This is a genomic window from Candidatus Edwardsbacteria bacterium, from assembly GCA_031082425.1.
Classification (GTDB): Bacteria; Edwardsbacteria; AC1; order AC1; family EtOH8; genus UBA2226.
Window position 1 is genome coordinate 81,771 of record JAVHLB010000008.1, and the last position, 20,993, is coordinate 102,763.

Genomic DNA, 20,993 nt, shown 5'->3' on the forward strand with positions numbered 1-20,993 from the left:
TCCGGCTTGCAACGTGGCGGGTTGAATGGGTGAATGTGTGAGCATAGGATCCAGGATATAGAATGTAGAAGACCGTCACCCGTTCGGCCTGCTATGCGGGGAGAGATCTCAGGGTGACAAAAACAATGAAATTGATCCTTAAAGTAAAACCCTTTGTGCCTTTGTGTCTTAGTGGTTAAAAAACAGGAGGAACCAGGATGACCCAGCGTCAGATAATGGAAAAGATCCCCTTTAAGCTGCTGGCGGTGTTTTTGCTGCTGGCGGCGGGCATCAGCGCCGGGGGGTATATTTTTTATAAGCAGCAGCGGGCCAGGTCCGTCGCCCATATTCATGAAGATTTGAACGTGATAGCCCAACTGAAGAGCGGGGAAATAGAAACCTGGCGCAGGGAACGGCTGGGAGACGCCTATGTATTGCATAAAAGCATGATGTTCGCTACGAATGTCCTCAATTGGTTCGAAAACCCAAACAATAAAACCATCAGGCAATACATTTACGACCGGCTGGATGCTTTCAGGATCTACGACACCTACAAGGATGTGATCTTGATCGATCCTGCCGGCCAAGTGCGCCTTTTCATTGATCAGGGCCAGTCCGAGGGGATCAGCCCGGTTACCATGAAGATAATAAGGCAGGCCGTGCAACAACGAACGATCATTTTCAGCGATTTCTATTTCTGTGCCAAATGTCAGGAGGTTCACCTGGATGTTGTAGCGCCTTTGTTCAAAGGACAGACCGCGGCTGGCGCTGTTATCCTGCGTATCAATCCCGATAAATTGCTATATCCTCTGATCGATAAATGGCCTACCACCAGCAAAAGCGGGGAAACCATTTTGCTGCGCCGGGAAGGCGATGAAATGGTGCATTTGAACGAGTTGCGGCACCAAAAGGGAACGGCGGTAAAACTGAGGATCCCTCTGGCAGATACCTTGCTGCCGGCTGTAATGGCGGCCAACGGAAGAGAAGGCATGGTGGAGGGTCATGATTACCGGGGCGTTCCGGTGGCGGCCGTCATCAAGCGCATACCCGATTCTCCCTGGTTCATGGTGGCTAAGGTGGATAAGGATGAGATCTATGCTCCGCTCAAAAGACAAGCCGTGAATGTTGCAGCGCTGGTATCCTTGCTGATAATATTGCTGGCCGCGATGTTGTCCTTCATCTGGCAGGCCGACCGCCGGGGTTTTTATCAGAAACAGTACCAGTTGGAACTGGAGAAACAGGCGCTGGTCAGGCATTTTGATTATCTGACCAAATACGCCAACGACATCATCTTCCTGCTGGACCAGGACCGCCGGATAATGGAGATCAACGAGCGGGGTGAGCAGGCCTACGGCTATACCCGGGAGGAGCTGCTGGGTCGGTCGGTCGGCCTTATCCTGGTGGAGGAGCAGAGGGAGAAGTTCAAAGACCAGATGAGGGAGCTGATGGAAAAGGGAAGCCTTATCTACGAGACCCTGCACCGGCGCCAGGACGGCACCGCCTTTCCGGTGGAGATCAGCGCTCGGGTCATAGAAATTGAGGGCAAGAACTACCTGCAGAGCATCGTCCGGGATATCTCCGAGCGGAAACAATACCAGCTGGACCTGCAGGAGCGGAAGGAGGAACTGGAGGCAGCCAACCAGCAACTGATGGCCTCCGAGGAAGAACTTAGGGCTGCCGACGAGGAACTACGGCAGCAGATGGAAGAACTGCTGGCCAGCCAGGCCCGGTTTTCCCATTTGTTCCAGGGAATCAACAGCGGGGTGGCCGTTTACCGGGCGGTGGAGGACGGGGCGGATTTTGTTTTCATGGACTTCAATTCAGCCGGACAGAGGATAGAGGGCATCTACAGGGAGCAGGTGATCGGGAAAAAAGTATCGGAAGTATTCCCCGGGATCAAGCCCATGGGGCTGATAGATGTGTTCCAGCGGGTGTGGCGGACCGGGAATCCGGAGCATCATCCGGTCTCGATTTACAAAGATGACCGCCTGGAAGGCTGGCGGGAGAATTATGTTTATAAACTGCCCTCCGGGGAGATCGTGGCAGTTTACGATGACCTGACCGAGCAGAAGAAGGCCGAGGCTCAGCTCAAAGAAAATGCCAGCCTCTTGAGGATAGCCGGAGACAAGGCAAAGCTGGGCGGATGGAGTGTTGACCTTGTAAATAATCGTTGCACCTGGTCCGATGAAACGGCGGCCATCCACGAAAAGCCGGCCGGGTACTCTCCATTGGTGGAAGAAGGGCTAAGCTATTACACCCCGGAGTGGCGGGAGAGGATAACGAAGGTATTCTTTGAATGCGCCCGGAACGGCATTCCCTATGACGAGGAGATGCAGATATTAACCGCCGGGGGCCGGAGGGTATGGGTGCGGACCATGGGCGAGCCGGTAAAAGATGAAACCGGGAAGATCATCAAAATACAAGGGGCGTTCCAGGACATCACCCAGAGCAAGCTGGCCGAGGAAAAACTGCGGGATAGCGAAATAAATTATCGGACCTTGGCCGATTCCGGACAGGCACTGGTCTGGACCGCGGGAACCGATAAACTATGCAATTATTTCAATAAGGTCTGGCTGAATTTCACCGGCCGTACGGTGGAACAGGAGCTGGGCAATGGATGGGCCGAAGGGGTGCATCCGGATGATCTGCAGCGTTGCCTGGAAATATATACCGGCGCCTTTGACCGGCGGGAAAACTTCAGCATGGAATACCGCCTGCGCCGCCACGATGGGGAATACCGCTGGATACAGGATGATGGGAGCCCGCGTTATAACAGCGCCGGTAAGTTCATCGGGTATATCGGGCATTGCCTGGACATAACAGAACACAAGCAGGCGGGGCAAAAACTCAGTGCTTCAGAGGTCCGTTACCGCCGGCTGTTCGAATCGGCCAAGGACGGGATCCTGATATTGAACGCCGATACCGGGGTCATTGACGATGCCAACCCCTTTATCAAGGAACTGCTGGGGTATCCCCGCGAGGAGCTTATCGGCAAGGAACTTTGGGAGATAGGCCTGTTCAAGGATATCGTGGCCAGCCGCGCCAGCTTCATGGAACTGAAGGAAAAGGGGTACGTCCGTTACGAGGATCTGCCGCTGGAATCCAAGGACGGCCACAAGAAGGACGTGGAATTCGTCAGCAATGTTTACCCGGCGGGCGACCACAATGTGGTCCAATGCAACATCCGGGACATAACCCAGCGGGTGCAGGCCGAGGAACAGATCAGGGCCTCGCTCAAGGAAAAGGAGGTGCTGCTCAAGGAGATCCACCACCGGGTGAAGAACAACCTCCAGGTCATCGCCAGCCTGCTCAATCTGCAGACCGGATATGTTCAGGATGAAAGATATAAAAAGATGTTCCTGGAAAGCCAGAACCGGGTGCGTTCCATGGCATTGGTGCACGAGAAACTCTACCGGTCCGGGGACCTTTCGGGCATAGATTTTTCCGAATACGTCCAGGGACTTATGCGCGACCTGTATCTTTCCTACGGGATTACCCAGGGCGATGTGGAGCTGACGACCGATATCATGGAAGACAAAATACCGGTGGACATAGCCATCCCCTGCGGGCTGATCGTAAACGAGCTGGCCACCAACAGCTTCAAGTACGCCTTCAAGGATCCCCAGAGAAAAGGCCAAATAAAAATATCCTTCAAAAAGGATGCCGCCGGCATATGTACCCTGGAGATGAGCGACAACGGCCCGGGAATAAGCCAAGCTCTGAACCTGAAAACGGTGCCCACCCTGGGGCTGCAACTGGTGGATTCTTTGGTGGGCCAGCTGGATGCCGAGATCAAGATAACCAACGATGGCGGGACCAGGGCGACAATAAAGTTCAAGGTTTAAAGTTGAATAGTTCAAAAGGTTAAAGATCGGTAGGCGTATTTAGTATGCAGTATACAGGGGACAGGGGACAGTAGGGGCGGAGCATGATCCGCCCAGGGCATGCATGTAGCACGCAGTTTAAACGATAAAAGCCTCTGTGTCTTTGTGCCTCTGTGTGAGGGAAAACCAATAAATCATTTAAAACAGCCAGAAATGAGAAACATAATCAAAAATATTTTAAACCGGATAAAACCGGTCAAGATCAAGAACCGGGTCCAGTACATGGACCACAAGACCACCATCCTGATAATGCGCTGGCTGATAGTGCTGCTGGTGATCCTGCTGGCCGGATTCAGCGAGGGAGGCTTGAACTTCGGCAGCAAGAATTACCTGCTGGCCATATTCTTCTTCGTTTCGAACCTGATCCTGACCTTCGTCCCGGCCCGGCTGTTCGAGAAGCAGTGGCTCAACTACGTGATATTCCTCTCCGACATCTGCTTCGTCTCGGCCTCGGTCTACTTTGCCGAGGGCATCAACACCGATTTCTATCTGATCTATTTCCTCAGCATCTTCATGTCCAGCGTGGGACAGAACGTCAAGGGCACCATCCCGGTGGCTTTTGTGGCCTCCCTCTTTTACGGCTGGTTGGTGTATCACAACTCCGGACCGGAGGTGTTCTCCACCCCGTCGTTCTGGATCCGACTGCCGTTCTTCTTTCTGGTGGCCCTGTTCAGCAGTTACTGGGCCAGCCAGGCGGCGGGGGAGCGCAAGCAAAAGGAGGAGGAGGAGAGGATCAATCAACGCCTGAAGAGGGAGATAGAGCTGGCCACCGATGAGATCGTCAAGACCAACCAGAGCCTGAAATATTACAAGGAATACAGCGAAAACATCATGGCCAGCATCAACAGCGGGGTGATAGTGGTGGATGTGGACGGCGCAGTCACCACCTTCAACCGGGGGGCCAGCGAAATATTCCACCTGACATCGGCCGCGGTGACCGGGAAGAAACTTGATGAATTCCCCCGCTTCAAGACCATCTGCGATCTGCTGCAGAGGACCATGGAGACCGGGAAAAGCGTCCACCGCAATGAAATGATCATCACCACCTTCAGCGACCAGCAGATCACCATCGGGATCTCCACCTCGCTGCTGCACAGCCAGACCGCCAGGACCAACGGGGCCATCGCCATCTTCGGCGACCTGACCAGGACCAAGTCGCTGGAGGAGAGGGTCAAGCACTCCGAGAAGCTGGCCATCCTGGGGGAGATGGCGGCGGTGATGGCCCACGAGATAAGAAATCCATTGAACTCCATTGCCGGTTTCTCCCAGCTGCTGCAGTCCCGGGTGGGGGAGGACGACAAGAACCGCAAGTATGTGGACATCATAGTAAACGAGGCCTTCCGGGTGGACACCCTGATCTCGGACATCCTGGACTTCGCCCACCAGAAGAAGACCATCTGGTCCGAGGTGAATCTGGCTTCGCTGATAGATAAAGTGATGGACGCCAAAAAGACCAAGGCGGCGGAAAAGAACATCCAGCTGGTCAAAAATATCGCCGGGACCCTGCCGGCCATACAGGGCGATGCGGTCAGGCTGGAAAGGGTGATCCTCAATCTGACCAATAACGCCATCGAGGCCATCAATAACGGCGGCCGGATCGAGCTAGCGGCGGCCGAAAAGAACAACTCTGACGGCCCGGGGGTCGAACTGACCGTATCCGACGACGGTTGCGGCATACCGCCGGAGAATCTGGGCGCCATATTCAAGCCGTTCTTCACCACCAAGCAGGCCGGCACCGGTTTGGGCATGGCCATCATCCAAAAAATCATAGAAGAGCATCAGGGTACCATAAACGTCGAAAGCGGGATAGGCCGGGGAACAAAGTTCACCATCTTTCTGCCGCTGAACAAGCAGTTGGATACAGCCCCAGAAATATCGAAGGAATCAAAAATTGATATTAATCATACAAAGGAGAGAGCATGAAAAAGATCTTAGTGGCGGACGACGAGGCCAATATCCGGCTGCTGTTGGAGGAGGTGCTGGGCGAGGAGGGCTACCAGGTCACCACCGCGGCCACCGGCCGGGAGGCCCTCCGGAGGATATTAAAAGAACAGTTCGACCTGCTGATATTCGACATCAAAATGCCGGAGATGAACGGCCTGGAGGTGGTGGAGAAGATCCGGGAGCTTAAAAAGACCACTCCGGTCATAATCTGTTCGGCCTACAAGCATCTGCAGGACGATTATGTGGTGGGTACCTCCGATATCGCCGCCTATATCACCAAACCGGTCAACCTGGCCGAGCTGAGGGAGAAGGTCAAAACGGTGCTGGATGGCGGAACCCCGTCGGCAATTTAAAATCGGTATTGGGGAGCAAACCATGGATGAGATGAAAAAAATACTGGTGGCCGATGACGACAACAACGTCCTGTTCCTGATCACGGAACTGCTGACCCGTCAGAACTACCAGGTTTATCAGGCCGTCAACGGCGACCAGGCCCTCCGGGAGGCCGGGTCGCTCCACCCCGACCTGATGGTGCTGGATATAATGATGCCGGGGATAGACGGCATAGAGGTCTGCCGCCGGGTCAAAGCCTCCCCGGACACCAGGGATATCAAGGTCATAATGCTGACCGCCAAGACCAGCGGCCGGGACATCGAAGCGGGACTGGCGGCCGGGGCCGACCATTACCTGACCAAGCCCTTCCGGATAAACGAACTGACCAATAAGATAAAAGAGCTTATCGGTTGAACCGTATGTTTGGAATTTCGCTCCGGATATCGGATGTCACCATTGGCGAAAAAAAGGTGGGGATGGGCCGGGCGGCAGCGCCCGGCTGTTGTTATTTATCTTGATATTTGGCGGTGGAATTGATATCCTTGTAACCTGAAATCTAACTGACAATGCAATCAAACATGCCTGAATGATCGATCCCAAACATCCTTTGGATCATGCCCGTGTGGTTCACATCATGCTGAACCGCGGCCAGGTTTTGTCCCTGGTGGGCCAGAATGAGGGGGCGCTGGCCGACTTTAAGAGGGGCTTGCTGATATCCGGTGTGATCCGGGACAAGAAATCCCAGGCGGACTGCCACCTGCAGTCAAGCGATATCTATGGTTCGGTAAACAGGTATGCCGATATGCTGGACTCGGCGGAGAAATCCCTTTTGTTATACCAAACGGTCAACGATGAAAAGGGCCGGTCGGAAAGCCTTACCAATATCGGCCATGTGCACAATAGCCTGGGGGATTATTCCCGGGCCCTGGAATTTTATGAAAGATCCCTGAACATCCAGAAAATAAATGATGACCGGACCGGACAGGCCAACAGCCTGAACAACATCGGCACCATCTACAACAAGCTGGGCGATTATGCCCGGGCCCTGGAATGCCACGCCAGTTCATTGAAGATACGGGAGGAGACCGGCGATCTTAAAGGACAGGCCAACAGCCTGAACAACATCGGTTCGGTGCATTATAGTTGCGGGGATTATGCCCGGGCCCTGGAACATCATCCCAGATCATTAAGCATACGGGAGGTGATCGGCGACCGGAAGGGGCAGGCCCTGAGCTTGAACAATGTCGGCACCATCTACGACAAACTGGGCAATTACCCGCAGGCCCTGGAGCATTACGGCAAAGCGATGAAGATCCAGGAGGAGGTGGGCGACCGGGAGGGCCAGGCCCGCAGCCTGAACAACATCGGCGCGGTGCATTCCATCCTGGGCAATTACCCCCGGTCCCTGGATTGTCACGGCCAGGCCCTGGAAATACGCCGGGAGATCGGGGACCGTCAGGGGTATGCCGTCAGCCTTAACAACTTCGGCACGGTGCAGTACAAACTTGGCGCTTATGTTCCGGCCCTGGAATATTATGACCGATCACTCCAGATCCGGGAGGAGATAAAGGACCGGCGGGGGCAGGCCATAATTCTCAACAATATCGGCCGGGTTTGCCTGGAACAAGGACGATTTGCGGAGGCCCGGGAGCATCTGACCCGGAGCGAAGAGCTGTCTCGGGAGATAAAGGTGAGGGATATCTCGCGAAGGGTCTGCCTTTCATTGGCCGAGCTGGAGATCTCGGAGGGATCGGCTCCCGACAAGGCCGCTGATCTTGCCGAAACCGCACTGCAACTGGCCGGGGAATTGAATTCCCAGGACGGCAAAGCCGAGGCGCTTCTTTTGCAGGCCAGAATAGAAAAGAATGACGATAAATTCATCGAGGCCACGGCAATATTCGACGGGCTGAGCCAGCCGGCGGAAACGGGCCGGGCCTGTTTTTATCAGGGACTGGTCATGGAAAAGCTCGACAAGGTGAAGGAAGCCCGGAATATTTTCCAGCGGTTGGGCCTAAAGAACTGGGTGGAGAGGATCGATCGTTTGAAGACCATCCGCTGATGGTTTGCCCGGTTAAGAGGATATGGCCCAGCCGCACTTTCATCAAGCTTGAAATACGGCCAGGGTTTTGTTATAATATGAAGAAACTTGAGATCCCGGATGGATATGATGTGCCCCTGTAGCTCAGATGGATAGAGCAACGGTTTCCTAAACCGTGTGTCGGCCGTTCGAATCGGCCCAGGGGTACCATTTTATTTCCGGGGTTATTTCCCACGAAACACACGAAAAGGCACGAAAATATTTTAGGGGTTATTGCCTGGGCTTGTCCCTCTCTGGCGGAAACATACTAAAAAATACCAAACGAGTTTATACGATTTATAATTATAAGTTGATCAGCGCCATTAAAATCAAGACGCCTTGATAAAATCCCTAAGGATCTGGGGCCATTGTTTTGCGGGGTTATTGTCCGGGAAACATGCCAAAAGGCGGGATAAGCCTTTTTAGAGCTTGTACTCTGACGTCACTCTTTGGTGCAATAGGCCTATTATAGGGCCTGATCCATTGGGTGTTTTGGCATACTGCATACGGTATCATCCGGTTTGCCATCCACAACATTCAGTATCCCTTGCCGGAAAGACAAAGATAAATTTTACCCATTCTTAACTTGACAAACCATAAAAAAAGTGGCATAATGCTTCTTGAATGAAAATAGAATAATTCAATAATAAACAAGGAGTTTTAAAATGAAAAAAACATTGTTAGCTTTGGTTCTTTTGCTGGCGGCGGTCTCGGTCAATGCCCAGGTGGTGATCAACGAGGTGCAGTATGATCCGATCGGTGGCGGCACCGACACCAAGACCGAATGGATAGAGCTTTATAACCCAACCGGAGACGACATCGATCTCAGCGGGTGGATCATGTGCGACAATACCGACAGCATCGGTGAAACTTTTCCCAGCACCGTCCTGGCGGCCGGCGAATACCTGGTCCTGGCTGCCCTGGTCGACAGCTTCCACCTGAACTACCCGGCGGTCCCTGCCATACAGTGGCCGGATAGCAGCTTCGGCGCGGGGCTGGCCAACGGCGCCGACATGCTGATCATATTGAATGCCGCCGACAGTGTGATCGACCAGATGAACTGGGGAACACCCACCCTTACCTGGGCCAGTTGGATCAGGTTCGGCGGCTGGAATCCCGGGTGCATAGATGCGGCAGCCGGCCACTCCATCGGACGGAGTCCCAACGGGGTTGATACCGACCTGGCGGTCGATTGGGCCGACATGGTGGTGCCCACCCCGGGGGCCACCAACGGCGGGGCGGTGGTCTACACCCCGCATACCATCTATGATATTCAGAACGGCGGGGCCCTGACCGATTCGGCAGTCAGCGTAGTGGGCATCGTCACTTCCAAGAACTATGTTGATTTCGACGGATTCATGCTGGCCGAAGCCTCCGGACCCTGGCACGGCATAGTGGTCTATTCCAACGCCAACGTGGTGGTTGGTGATTCCGTCATCATCACCGGCACGGTCACCGAATACAACGGGCTGACGGAACTTTCCGCTTCCCAGGTGACGGTCCGCGGCACCGGAACCGTCCCGGCAATTACCAACGTATCGCTGGCCGACGTCAAGACGGGTTCGCCCACGGCGGAATCCTATGAAGGGACGCTGGTGCGCGTCCCCAAAGCTCTGGCCTGCGACACCACCTGGATGAGCCCCACCTACGGCGAGTGGGCCGTCTGCATAGGCCCCGACACCCTGCGGATAGACAACTCCAGCACTACCAACGGTATCTACTATGCCAAGCCCAATTTCGGGGTGGACAGCGTCACCGTCACCGGGGTGATGACCTACAGTTTCAGCCATTTCAAGCTGCTGCCCAGGGATTCGGCTGATGTCATCAACCATGGTCCGACCGGGGTTGCCGGCCAGCCGCCGATTGCCAAGCCGGTCTTCAGCCTGATGCCATGCTCACCCAACCCGGCCGGCCGCGAGGCCCGGTTCTCCTTCAGCCTGGCCAATCAGGGCAGGGTCGACCTGTCGGTGTTCAACGTGCTGGGGCAGAAGGTGGCCACCGTCTACAGCGGACAGCTGTCGCCCGGGCTGCACAGCCTGGCCTGGAACCTGAAGGGGCAGAACGGCCAGCAGCTTCCCAACGGGGTCTATTTCTATAATTTGAGCGACGGCAGCCGCAGCTCCACCCGCAGAATGCTCATTCTAAAATAAGCCACATTGCGATAAAAAAAGAGGAGAGAAAACATAATACTCTCCTCTTTTTTATGTATATTGACACTGTTGCCTTTATAGGTTATCATCTATAAATTATATATGACCAAAGCGCTTAAAAAAATATCCCGTCTCTCCCCCTGGCTGTTCCTGCTGCCGACCCTGGTGATCGTCGCGACATTCCGGATGGCGCCCATGCTGTACGCCCTGTGGATGAGCCTGTTCGACTGGGGTTTGGCCGGGGCCAGGAAATTTCTGGGGCTGGGGAATTATATCTATCTGTTCAGCGACAGCCGGTTCGGCCAGAGCCTTTTGAACACCCTGTTCTACGTGCTGGGGGTGGTGCCGGCCAGCCTGTTCATAGCCCTTTTCATTGCCGTCCTGATAAACCAGAAAATAAAAGCCACCGCCCTGTACCGGACGGCCCTGTTCCTGCCGGTGATAACCTCCACCGTGGCCATCTCCCTGGTCTGGAAATGGATCTTCAACCCCAGATTGGGCCTGGCCAACCAGGTGTTATCCTTCATAGGGATAAACCCTTCGCTGTGGCTGGAGGAGCCGGCCGGAATAATGAACCTCCTGCTGGGGCCTTTGGGGGTCAACCTGCCGGGGGTCCTGGCCGGACCCAGCCTGGCCCTGGTCGCCATCATAATAATGAGCATCTGGCATTCCCTGGGATACAACATCATCATCTTCCTGGCCGGGTTGCAGTCCATTCCCGAACATTACTACGAGGCGGCCTCGCTGGACGGGGCGGGGAAGTGGGCCTCGTTCCGGCACGTAACCTGGCCCATGCTCTCTCCCACCACCTTTTACGTGCTGCTGATGAGCACCATCACCTCTTTCCAGGTCTTCATCCAGATATACGCCATGCAGGGGCCGGTGGGGGGGAATCCGCTGGGCACCACCCGCACCCTGGTCTATTACCTCTATGAAAAGGGCTTCTCCGATTGGCAGATGGGCTACGCCAACGCGGTGGCCTTCGTACTTTTCCTGATCATCCTGGCCCTGACCATCATCCAGCGGAAAGTGCTGGAATCGAAAGTGCATTACCAATGAAAAACAGCCGCGCTAAGTTAATAGTCTATATCCTGCTGACCGCCATTTCGCTGGTGATGATCTTTCCCTTCGTCTGGATGATCCTGACCTCGCTCAAGACCCAGCCGGAATCCCTGCTGATACCGCCGCGGATATTCCCGGCCCGGCCCCAGCTGGTGAATTACCTGGAGGTGTGGCGCCAGATACCGTTATTGCGGTATTTCCTGAACACCATCATCATGACGGTGCTGACCCTGGCCGGGGTGCTGGCCACCTCCACCCTGGCGGCCTTCTCCTTTTCCTTCAAGAATTTCAAGGGGAGGGACCTGACCTTTCTGGCCCTGCTGGGGATGATGATGATCCCCCAGCCGGTGTATCTGGTGCCGGCCTATGTGATCCTGGCCAAGCTGAGGTGGCTGGACACCTTTTACGCCCTGATCGTTCCCTGGACGGTGAACATCTTCTCCATCTTCCTGGTGCGGCAGCATTTCAAGAGCGTGCCCTGGAGCCTCTACGAAGCTTCCAAGATGGACGGGGCCAACGATCTTAAATTCATCTGGCACATCCTGCTGCCGATCTCCAAGCCGGTGCTGGTGACCATCAGCCTGTTCTCCATCATCGGCAGCTGGAACAGCTTTTTATGGCCGCTGATCGTGACCAACAGCGAGAGCATGAGGCCGCTGCAGGTGGGGCTGGCCTATTTCTCGCAGGAACAGGGATCGATGTGGCCCCTGCTGATGGCCGCCTCCACCATGATCATCCTGCCGCTGGTGATCTTCTACATCTTCGCCCAGAAACAGATCAACCAGAGCTTCGTCTCCAGCGGGCTGAAAGAGTAGGCCGTTGCCCGCGAAATACGCGAAAATAATAAAGTATTATACTCTTTGATTGTATGAAAAAATATATAATCCCGATATTACTGCTGATGCTGGCGTTGGGGGGATGCCAGCCGCGATCATCCGACCAGGTGGTGATGTGGCATGTGATGGGCGGGCCGCTGGGCAAGACCCTGGACTCGATGGTGGCCGATTTCTCCAAAGAAAATCCCGGCCGGAAGATAGACCCCATCAGCATGGGAAGTTACACCGCCCTGTCCCAGAAACTGATGGCCTCGGTGGCGGCCGGTAACGAGCCCCTGCTGGCACAGTCGTACGAGGCCTGGACCAGCCAGCTGCTGGAGAAGGATGCCATAAAGCCTTTTGGCGATTACCTTTCCCAAGCCGGCGACACCGGTTATCTGTCCGACTTTTTCCCGGTGATGCTGGCCGAGTGCTCCCGGAACGGAAAACTCACCAGCCTGCCTTTCAATAAAAGCGTCCCGGTGTATTATTATAACCAGGACCTGTTTGCCAAAGCCGGGCTGGACCCGGAGAGATTTCCGGCCACCTGGGACCAGTTCATAGAGGCCGCCAAAAAACTCACCCTGGACGCCGACCAGGACGGCACCCCGGAACAGTGGGGCACCGCTTTCCCCACCGGCGCGGCCTGGATGTTCCAGTGTCTGGTGCTGCAGAACGGGGGGGAGATATTCTCGCCCGATGGGAAAAAGGTGGTGTTCGACAGTCCGGAGGGGATCGAAGCCCTGCAATACTTGGTGGATCTGGTCCACAAACATAAAGTGGCCTTTTTGACCACCGGGTTTGAACACCAGAACGATTTCCTTTCCGGCCGGGTGGCCATGATCCAAAGTTCCTCGGCTTCTTTGGCATACATGGCATTGCAGAAGATACCCTTTAATATGGGAATAGCGCCTTTGCCGATGAGAAAGAGGCCGGCGGTGGTGCTATCCGGCACCAATATGATCATGTTCCGCAAGCCCAGGGAAGAATTGATGGCCCGGGGCTGGGAGCTGGTGAAATGGATGATGGAGCCGGCCAATACCGCCCGCTGGTCGGCCGAGACCAGCTATCTGCCGGTCAGAAGATCCGCCCTGAATGAGAAAAGTTTGAAAGAGAAATTTGCCCGATACCCCGGGCTGGAGAGCGCCTACCGGCAATTGGAATATGCCTATCCCGAGCCCAACGCGGTGGTCTGGAACACCGGCCGCTCCATAATGGACGAGGACGGCCTGCAGCCGGCCCTGAAGGGATTCAAGACCCCGGCCCAGGCCCTGCACAAGGCGGCCAAAAAAATAAACCTGCAGCAGGGGGGGGAAGCCGGCAGTCCCTGGATGGTGCTGATCCTGCTGACCGCCATCGTGGCCTTGTCGGCGCTGGGTCTGTTTTGGAAATCACGCAAACCCAAACATGAGTAAAAGAATACCATTATACGCAGGCGCGCTATTTTTGTGTCTGGTATTGTTTTTAGCGGGGAAATCCATTCATCCACATCATTACAGGTATATAATCAAGATAACCATTAACTTAATCTCAATTATACTGATCTTTGCCTGTACGATGGCATTCAGAAGTAATGTTAATAATATTTCATACGGCAATTATATCACACTATATTCAATCGTTTTCATGGCTTCCTGGTTATGCCTTTTTTCCAGCGGGCTGACCCCAACCGGCATCAATTATATTTATGATTATAACTCAGCAATACCAATGTTGTTCTTGCTTTTAGGTTCATGGGCTACATTATATATAGGTTTTCGGGGTTTTAAAATAATAAGGGCGCAGCAACGGACAGAGTACAAGGTAATGGGTTATTTATTATCGGCCTTTTTTTTAGCGGTTTCGGCAGCTATCGCTTGGCTCCTCGGGCCAATATTATTCACCGTTGATTGGTTCCGCTGGTTTTGATACGGTGATTTCCCGGGCTATAGAATTTAAAAAATAATATTATAAATCAGGAAGGGAACCAACATGGCCTTAACTAAGACCTGGCAAAGAGTGCTGCTGACCCTGCCGCTGCTGTTTTTAATGGCCGCCGGATCGGGAGCCACTTTGCTGATGGAGGAGAACTTCAATTATTCAACCGGCCAGCTGCTGACAACCAGCGGGGGCAGTTGGATAAACTTTTCCGGCCTGGGGTCCAATCCGATACTGGTCTCCAGCGGCAGTTTGACCTACGCCGGCTATACCTCGTCGGGCATAGGCAACAAGATCGACATCATCAACACCACGGCCACCGCCGAGGACGACGGCCGTGCCTTCAGCCAGAGTCAGATAGTCGGATCGACGGTCTATTTGGCGTTTCTGCTCAACCTGGCCGATACCGCCGGCTTGTCTGCCAGCAGCAGCACCACCGGGGATTACTTCGCGTCACTGGTGCCGGTAAGCAGCATCTCATATATCGGCCGGGTGTCCATCCGAAAGGGCGCGACGATCAACAGCTACAATCTGGGCCTGCGGTCGTCAACCACCAATGCGGCGGCCGTCTGGGCCTCGGCCGATCTGGCACCCGGAACAACCTATCTGGTTTTAGTGCGCTACCAGATGATAACCGGCAGCGCCAATGATGACGCCGCCCTGTTCATCAATCCCTCCCTGGCCGGAGCGGAGCCGGCGCCGGACATCACCCAGATCTCGGCTTCGACCAGCGAGCCGGACAGCATCGGACGGATCGCCATCCGGCAGGGCAATGCCGGCACGCCCAACGCTTCGATCGACGGAATACGCGCCGCCAACACTTGGGATGACATCAGGGGCGTCTTGCCGGTAAACCCGGAGGTGCTTTCCGTCAGTCCCGTGCACAATGCCTCCAACGTCAATACCCAAGCGGTGATCTCGGTGACCTTCGACCGGCTGATGGACGCAGCCACCCTGGATACCGCCAGCTTCGCGGTGGCGGGCCTGAAACAGGCGCGCTATTACCCGGATTCCATCCGCCCGGCGGCCAATAGCGCCGCCTATGCCTTTTATGTCCAGGACAGCCTGCGCAAAAGCGACACCGTCACGGTGACCCTGACCACGGCCGTCGCCGACACCGGCGGGAACCATCTTCTATCCCCCTATGTTTGGACCTTCCATACGGTTTTGCCGGACACCATGCCGCCCCGGGTGCTGAGCACCCTCCCGGCGGACGGGCAGATCAATGTCCAGGTCAATTCTTCGGTGGAGATCAATTTCAGCGAGGCCCTGCTGCCGTCCACCGTCGACACCGCTGCCTTCAGGCTGACCGGACGCCGCATAGCCAGCTATGGAATAATGGCCCCGGTGCTTTCCAACGGAAACACCCGGGTCACCGTTCAGCCGTCCGACAGCTTTGCCTACGGCGACACGGTGACGGTGGAGGTCCGCAGCACCCTGACCGACTCCGCCGGCAACCCGGCCGTCGGCGACAACTTCTCCTTTCAGACCAGGAGAAATGCCAACCTGACCATATTCGACATCCAGTACACCAGCGATCCCTCGGGCAATTCGCCCTACAACGGGCAGAACATCACCGTCAGCGGGGTGGTCACCGGAGTGGTGCGGGTGGGCAACAGCAAGGGTATGTATTTCATCCAGGACGGCAGCGGCCCCTGGAACGGTGTCTACTGCTACGACCGCGATCGTTTCCCCGAGGAGGGGGATTCGGTGCTGGTCAGCGGGACGGTCATCGAATATTTCGGGCTGACCGAGATCTCGCCGGTCAGCGGATTCCAGCTGCTCAAGAAAGGCACCCTGGTGCCGGAGCCGGTGGTCCTGCCCACCGATAGCTTCTCCAGCAACAATCCCAATGCCGAAGCCTATGAGGGGGTGCTGGTGGCCACCAACCGGGTGAACGTCACCAGCCTGCCCAACACTTATTATGAATGGAATGTCACCGACGGCAGCGGCCCCTGCATCATGGACGATTTCCTTGATTCGCTTTCGCACATGGGCTACACCCCGGTGGTCGGCGACAGCCTGATCCGGGTCCAGGGCATCCTGCATGCCTCTTTCGGCTGGAAGATAGAGCATCGCTTCCCCCGGGATATCGTACAGTTCAAACCGGTCAAGATGCTTTCCTCGCTGCCGGCCCAGGGCAACATCAATGTTCCCACCCTGGTGGGCATCCGGCTGAATTTTGACAAACCGCTGGATCAGTCCGCCGTAATGGCCGCAAATTTTTCAGTTACCGGCAGCAGTTCTTCGGGACACAGCCTGTCACTGAACTACGACAGCCTCGAATGCACGGTCCGGCTGCTGTCGGCCGACGCCTTCTCCCCGGGGGAGACGGTCTCGGTCTGGATATCGCATTCCCTGCGCGACACCCTGGGTTATTACCTGGACGGGAACGGGAACGGGGTGGGATCCAATGACAGCCTGGATGATATCAGCTTCAGCTTCGTGACCCTGCTCAATCCCACCCGGATCTCCGACGTCCAAAAGCCGGGCGCCGACGGTTTCACCCCGCTGATGGAGGGACTGACGGTGACCGTGGAGGGGATAGTCAGCGGCCCGGACCAGTATTTTACCAGCTCCACTGCCAGCACCGCCAGCTGGTACCTGGATGACGGCACCGGAGGGGTCAACGTCTACGGCGGCACCAGGGGCCAGTTCGTGCTGGGCCGCCGGGCGGTGGTCACCGGCCGGGTGACCGAATACAACGGGGTCACCGAGGTGGCCAGCACCGCAGCCCAGATCGCACTGTGGGACTGGGCCGACCAGCCGGCCGCTCCCCGGGCCATGGTCTACAACCAGCTGCTGGGCGAGAGCATCGAGGGGCAGCTGGCCTCGGTGGAGGGCACCATCAGCGGCATTCCGGCCTATGCCGGCGGCGGTTACAACATGGAGCTGCGCAACGGCAACGCCCCCATCGCGGTCCGGATCGCCGAGATCAGCGGCTTCGACCTGAGCCCGATGACCTACGGCGCCAAGGTCAGGGTTGCCGGGATAGTCTCGCAATACGACAAGGAATCCCCTTACAACAGCGGCTATCAGCTGGTTCCCAGGTTTGCCCAGGATTATTATTACAACGGGGTGCTGTACCCGCCCGACATCGAGATCCTGGTCGATTCCACCGCGGCTTCGGCTTCCTCCCAGATCGTTTCGGTCAAGCCCAACCCGTTCTCCCCGGAATGGGGGGAGGTGTCGGTCATCGAGCTCAACGCCCCGGCCGACCACCATCTTACCTTGAGAATATACGATCTGAAGGGACGGCTGGTGAAGACCTGCCTGAACAATGTCCCCGGCGGGCATCAATACTATTACTGGAACGGGAGCGATAATTCCAACCGCCGGGCCGGCATCGGTATGTATATCGCCCACCTGAGAAGCGTCACCGCCCAAGGGGCCATCTCCGATAAAACCAAGATAGTCGTGCTGGGCACGCCATTGAAATGAAGGATGCAGATATGAAAAAGATTCTTTCGCTGACATTTATCCTGGCCCTGGCCCTGGGAACGGCCCGGGCGGCTTTCGAGGACTGGCAGGTGGGCATCCGGCCCAGCGGCATGGCCGGGGCCTATACCGCAGTGGCCGACGACATCGACGCCGTCAGATGGAACCCGGCCGGGCTGTCCCGCCTGGACTCCTGGCAGGCCTCGGTCTACGCCAAGCGGCTGTGGGGGGTGGCCGGCCTGACCAACCAGACGGCCAGCATCGGCCGCAGCTTCGGCCAATGGGGCGGGACGGCGATATCGGCCCAGCAGGTGGGATGCGACCTGGAGACCGACCAGACGGTGACCCTGTCCCACGGCTTCGACCTGAACAGCCAGCTGGCCTTCGGTTATAATTTCAATTTCTACCGGCTGTGGCAGGACCGTTTCGGCTCGGCCATGACCATGGGGATCGATATCGGCCTGCTGGCCAAAGTTTACCGCAGCTGGAGCATCGGCTGCTTCGGGCATAACCTTAACCATCCCAGCCTGGGGAAATCATACCAATACGACCTTCCCAGCGGGGTGAGCATCGGCCTTTCCTATGTTCCATTGAGCGGGGTGTTGGCCTCGGTCGAGGCCGGGAAGGATGCCGGCAAGATAACCCGGTACAAGGTGGGCTCCGAATATGAACTGTGGCAGGACAAACTGGCCCTTCGGGCCGGCATTCTAAATGAAGGTCAGCTGACCCTTTATTCCATGGGCCTGGGGGTGAAGGCCAGGGGGATACTGGTGGGGTACGCCTTCGAGGGCGGACACCAGGCCCTGTCCGGGACCCATCAGTTCGCCCTGGGCTATAAGTGGTGATATCTATGAAATTAGATTATAAGATGATGATTTTCATTTTGCTGACAGGGCCCTTCCTGATAAGCCCGGCCCCTGCCCAGCAGGTGGATTTTTATCAGGAAACGCAGGTCAATCTTTTGCCGGATGACACCCTGGCGGCGGCCTCCGGGTCACAGCTTGACCTGAACCGGGCCACCCGGGAAGAGATATTGGGCCTGTCGGGCATTCCGCCAAAACTGGCCGAGGACATCCACACCTACCGCTTTGAGCGCGGAGCCTTTGCCAGTTTCTACCAGTTGATGCAGGTTCCCGGGATGACTCCCGTCGAGCTTAATAAACTGCGCCAGCAGGTGGCCGTATTCCCCTCCTCCGACACCTCCCGGGTCACCAGGTATATCGCCGAACTGCAGGACCGGCTGGCCTCCGAAGAATCACCGGGCTACGGGGCCATCAACGAGTGGGAGGAGCTGCTGCTCCATCCCATGGACATCAACCGGGCCTCCATCGACCAGCTGCTGACCCTGCAGAATGTGTCGCCCATCGACGCGGCCGCCGTGGCCCGGCATATCAGATACTCCGGCCGGATCAAGGACTGGCGGACCCTGCAGCGCAACATAGACGGGCTGTCCCATTACGGCTTTACCAATATGAGGAACTATGTGACCATCAACCCCAGGGAGGAGAGCTTTTATTTTGACGGCAATTACCGGGTCCGGCTGACCTCGGACGACCGGATAGACCCGGGCGACGAGGGCGATTTCCGCTACCAGGCGGCCTCGCTCAATTCCGCCCTGCTGGCCTTCGTCCCCGGCTCCGCCATTTATGACACCATGACCACCGACAAGATCCTAAGCCAGCACGGCTGGACCGAGCCGGAGATAGCCCAGCTGAAAAGCCGGCTGCAATCAGAGTACGACCAGCTGAGGTACGCCCGGAACGATCTGGCGGTCCAGCACCGCTTGAGGATGGACCTGGGCGGGGATCTCAAGCTGGGTTATTACCATCAAAAGGAGCCCTTCGAGACCGAGGGCTTCACCAAGGCCTATGTCGCCCTGTATGACCTGGCGCCCGTCGACAAGCTTTTCCTGGGCAACTACCGCCTGACCTTCGGGCAGGGGCTGGCCATGGATAACCGCTGGTCGGCCGACGAATCCATGGTGCGGCGTTTCTCCCGCGGGGCCGGGGTTTTCGGAGACATCACCTCCAACGAGGAATTCGCCCTGCGGGGCGCAGCTCTCCAGTCCAGCATCTGGAACATCACGCCCTCCTTTTTCTTTTCCTCCGACCAGAAGGACGGGATCCTGAACCGGGACGGCACGGTCAGCACCTATTTCTCCCCGTCCCCCCGATACCCCTGGTACCGGGACGTGTTCAACGAAAAGACCTACGGGATGAATCTGAACTGGGACCTCTCCGGAACCGTGTCTTTGCCGGTGGGCACCAGCCTGGGCCTTACCGCCTTTGAGTGCAGGTACGACAAGCCCTTCCGCCCCGACCCCTATGAGCTGGACCTGCCGGGGGACAAGAACGACCTGTCGGACCCCAATTTCACCCAGCTGTGGTCGGGAAACGTCCGGGGCGTGAAATCCGGCAATTTCCGGACGGTGGTGGACAATCTTTCGGTGGAGGGGGAGCTGGCCCATCTTAACAGCGGCGGCTGGGCCTATCTGTGGAAGACCCATCTGCAATACGAAACTTTGTATCTGCTGCTGCTGCGCCGCCATTACGACGTGGACTATGATAATCCCTATTCCCGCGGTTTCTCCGAGCAGACCAAGTTCGACGACACCATCCTGGAGAAGGAATACCGCCTGATCGACCCGGTCTACAAACAACTGGTCAACTATCCGGCGCCCAAGGCCGAGGACGGCACCTATATCGAGACCCGCTGGCAGATCAGCCGCCAGTTCACCATAACCCGGGCCTATATAGACTTCTGGAGAAACCTGGCCTACGGGCTGGACAATGTCCGTTTCCAGGGCGAGCTGGAATACCGCCCGGTTTTCCCCCTGCGCTTCAGGCTGAAACAGAAATACCAGACCAAATACCTGCCCAAGAGCGCCGAGGCCACCAGGTCCAACACCCGGGAGACCACCCTGCGAACCTTCTGCACCCTGACCGACCGCGATTATTTCAACGTGGAGCTGCGCTACGGCGAGGTCCGGCTGACCCCCTCGACATTGTACGGCAGCAACACCCTGATGAGCGGGGTCTATGTGGCGTCGAACTGGCAGCATAATTTCTCCCCCAACTGGGACCTCAGGGCCGGGATCGCCAGCTGGAGGACCGATGCCATGTCCCAGTGGATATTCGAGGACGCCGGAATAGACTTTCTGGACGGCGACGGCACGAAATATTTCATATCGGTGTCCGACCGCCTGTCCGACAACCTCCAGGCCCGGCTCAGACTGCGGGGCAAGGACAGCCGGTATAACTTCAATAACATCTACGGCCCGGATTACGTCTATTATTACACCGAATCGCCGGCCGAGGTGGTGCAGGATTTCACCGACCGGCGCGACCTGTGGAAGGTTGACCTGCAGCTGGATTTCAGATGGTAACCGGAAAAT

The 20,993-nt window shown here is 56.4% G+C and carries 12 protein-coding genes and 1 tRNA gene; all 13 read left to right on the plus strand.

Annotated features, from left to right (window positions below; translation table 11 throughout):
• Positions 1-197 precede the first annotated feature (197 nt).
• The 13 genes from RDU76_09210 to RDU76_09270 all read left to right on the plus strand — a co-directional run bounded on the left by RDU76_09210 (position 198) and on the right by RDU76_09270 (position 20,984).
• Positions 198-3,824 (plus strand): PAS domain S-box protein, encoded by a 3,627-nt coding sequence (locus tag RDU76_09210; GenBank protein ID MDQ7799101.1) that lies wholly within the window; start codon positions 198-200, stop codon positions 3,822-3,824.
• Positions 3,825-4,016: 192 nt separating this feature from the next.
• A complete protein-coding gene (locus RDU76_09215) occupies positions 4,017-5,786 on the plus strand; it encodes an ATP-binding protein (GenBank protein MDQ7799102.1) in 1,770 nt (589 codons plus the stop codon).
• On the plus strand, positions 5,783-6,160 hold the full coding sequence (locus tag RDU76_09220) for a response regulator (GenBank protein ID MDQ7799103.1): 378 nt from the start codon (positions 5,783-5,785) through the stop codon (positions 6,158-6,160). The genes RDU76_09215 and RDU76_09220 overlap by 4 nt, the downstream gene beginning before the upstream one ends.
• Positions 6,161-6,182: 22 nt before the next feature.
• Positions 6,183-6,554, plus strand: coding sequence for a response regulator (locus tag RDU76_09225; GenBank protein ID MDQ7799104.1), 372 nt, complete (start codon positions 6,183-6,185; stop codon positions 6,552-6,554).
• A gap of 172 nt (positions 6,555-6,726) precedes the next feature.
• Positions 6,727-8,199 carry a tetratricopeptide repeat protein gene (locus RDU76_09230; protein ID MDQ7799105.1) on the plus strand — a complete coding sequence of 491 codons (1,473 nt, stop codon included), beginning with the start codon at positions 6,727-6,729 and terminating at the stop codon, positions 8,197-8,199.
• 112 nt (positions 8,200-8,311) lie between these two features.
• Positions 8,312-8,388: transfer RNA gene (locus RDU76_09235), tRNA-Arg, on the plus strand.
• Between the two features lie 494 nt (positions 8,389-8,882).
• Entirely contained in the window at positions 8,883-10,367 is a 1,485-nt protein-coding gene (locus tag RDU76_09240) for a lamin tail domain-containing protein (protein ID MDQ7799106.1), read from the plus strand.
• A gap of 102 nt (positions 10,368-10,469) precedes the next feature.
• Positions 10,470-11,426, plus strand: a complete 957-nt coding sequence (locus tag RDU76_09245; GenBank protein MDQ7799107.1) for a sugar ABC transporter permease — start codon at positions 10,470-10,472, stop codon at positions 11,424-11,426.
• Positions 11,423-12,244 (plus strand): carbohydrate ABC transporter permease, encoded by an 822-nt coding sequence (locus RDU76_09250; protein ID MDQ7799108.1) that lies wholly within the window; start codon positions 11,423-11,425, stop codon positions 12,242-12,244. The genes RDU76_09245 and RDU76_09250 overlap by 4 nt, the downstream gene beginning before the upstream one ends.
• Before the next feature lie 53 nt (positions 12,245-12,297).
• Positions 12,298-13,659: an ABC transporter substrate-binding protein gene (locus RDU76_09255; protein ID MDQ7799109.1), complete on the plus strand. Its 1,362-nt coding sequence runs from the start codon at positions 12,298-12,300 to the stop codon at positions 13,657-13,659.
• Positions 13,660-14,215: 556 nt separating this feature from the next.
• A complete protein-coding gene (locus RDU76_09260; GenBank protein ID MDQ7799110.1) occupies positions 14,216-17,602 on the plus strand; it encodes an Ig-like domain-containing protein in 3,387 nt (1,128 codons plus the stop codon).
• Between the two features lie 11 nt (positions 17,603-17,613).
• The gene (locus RDU76_09265; GenBank protein ID MDQ7799111.1) at positions 17,614-18,444 is read left to right on the plus strand and encodes a hypothetical protein; all 831 of its coding nucleotides are present in this window, start codon (positions 17,614-17,616) and stop codon (positions 18,442-18,444) included.
• Between the two features lie 5 nt (positions 18,445-18,449).
• Positions 18,450-20,984 (plus strand): helix-hairpin-helix domain-containing protein, encoded by a 2,535-nt coding sequence (locus RDU76_09270; GenBank protein ID MDQ7799112.1) that lies wholly within the window; start codon positions 18,450-18,452, stop codon positions 20,982-20,984.
• Positions 20,985-20,993 lie beyond the last annotated feature (9 nt).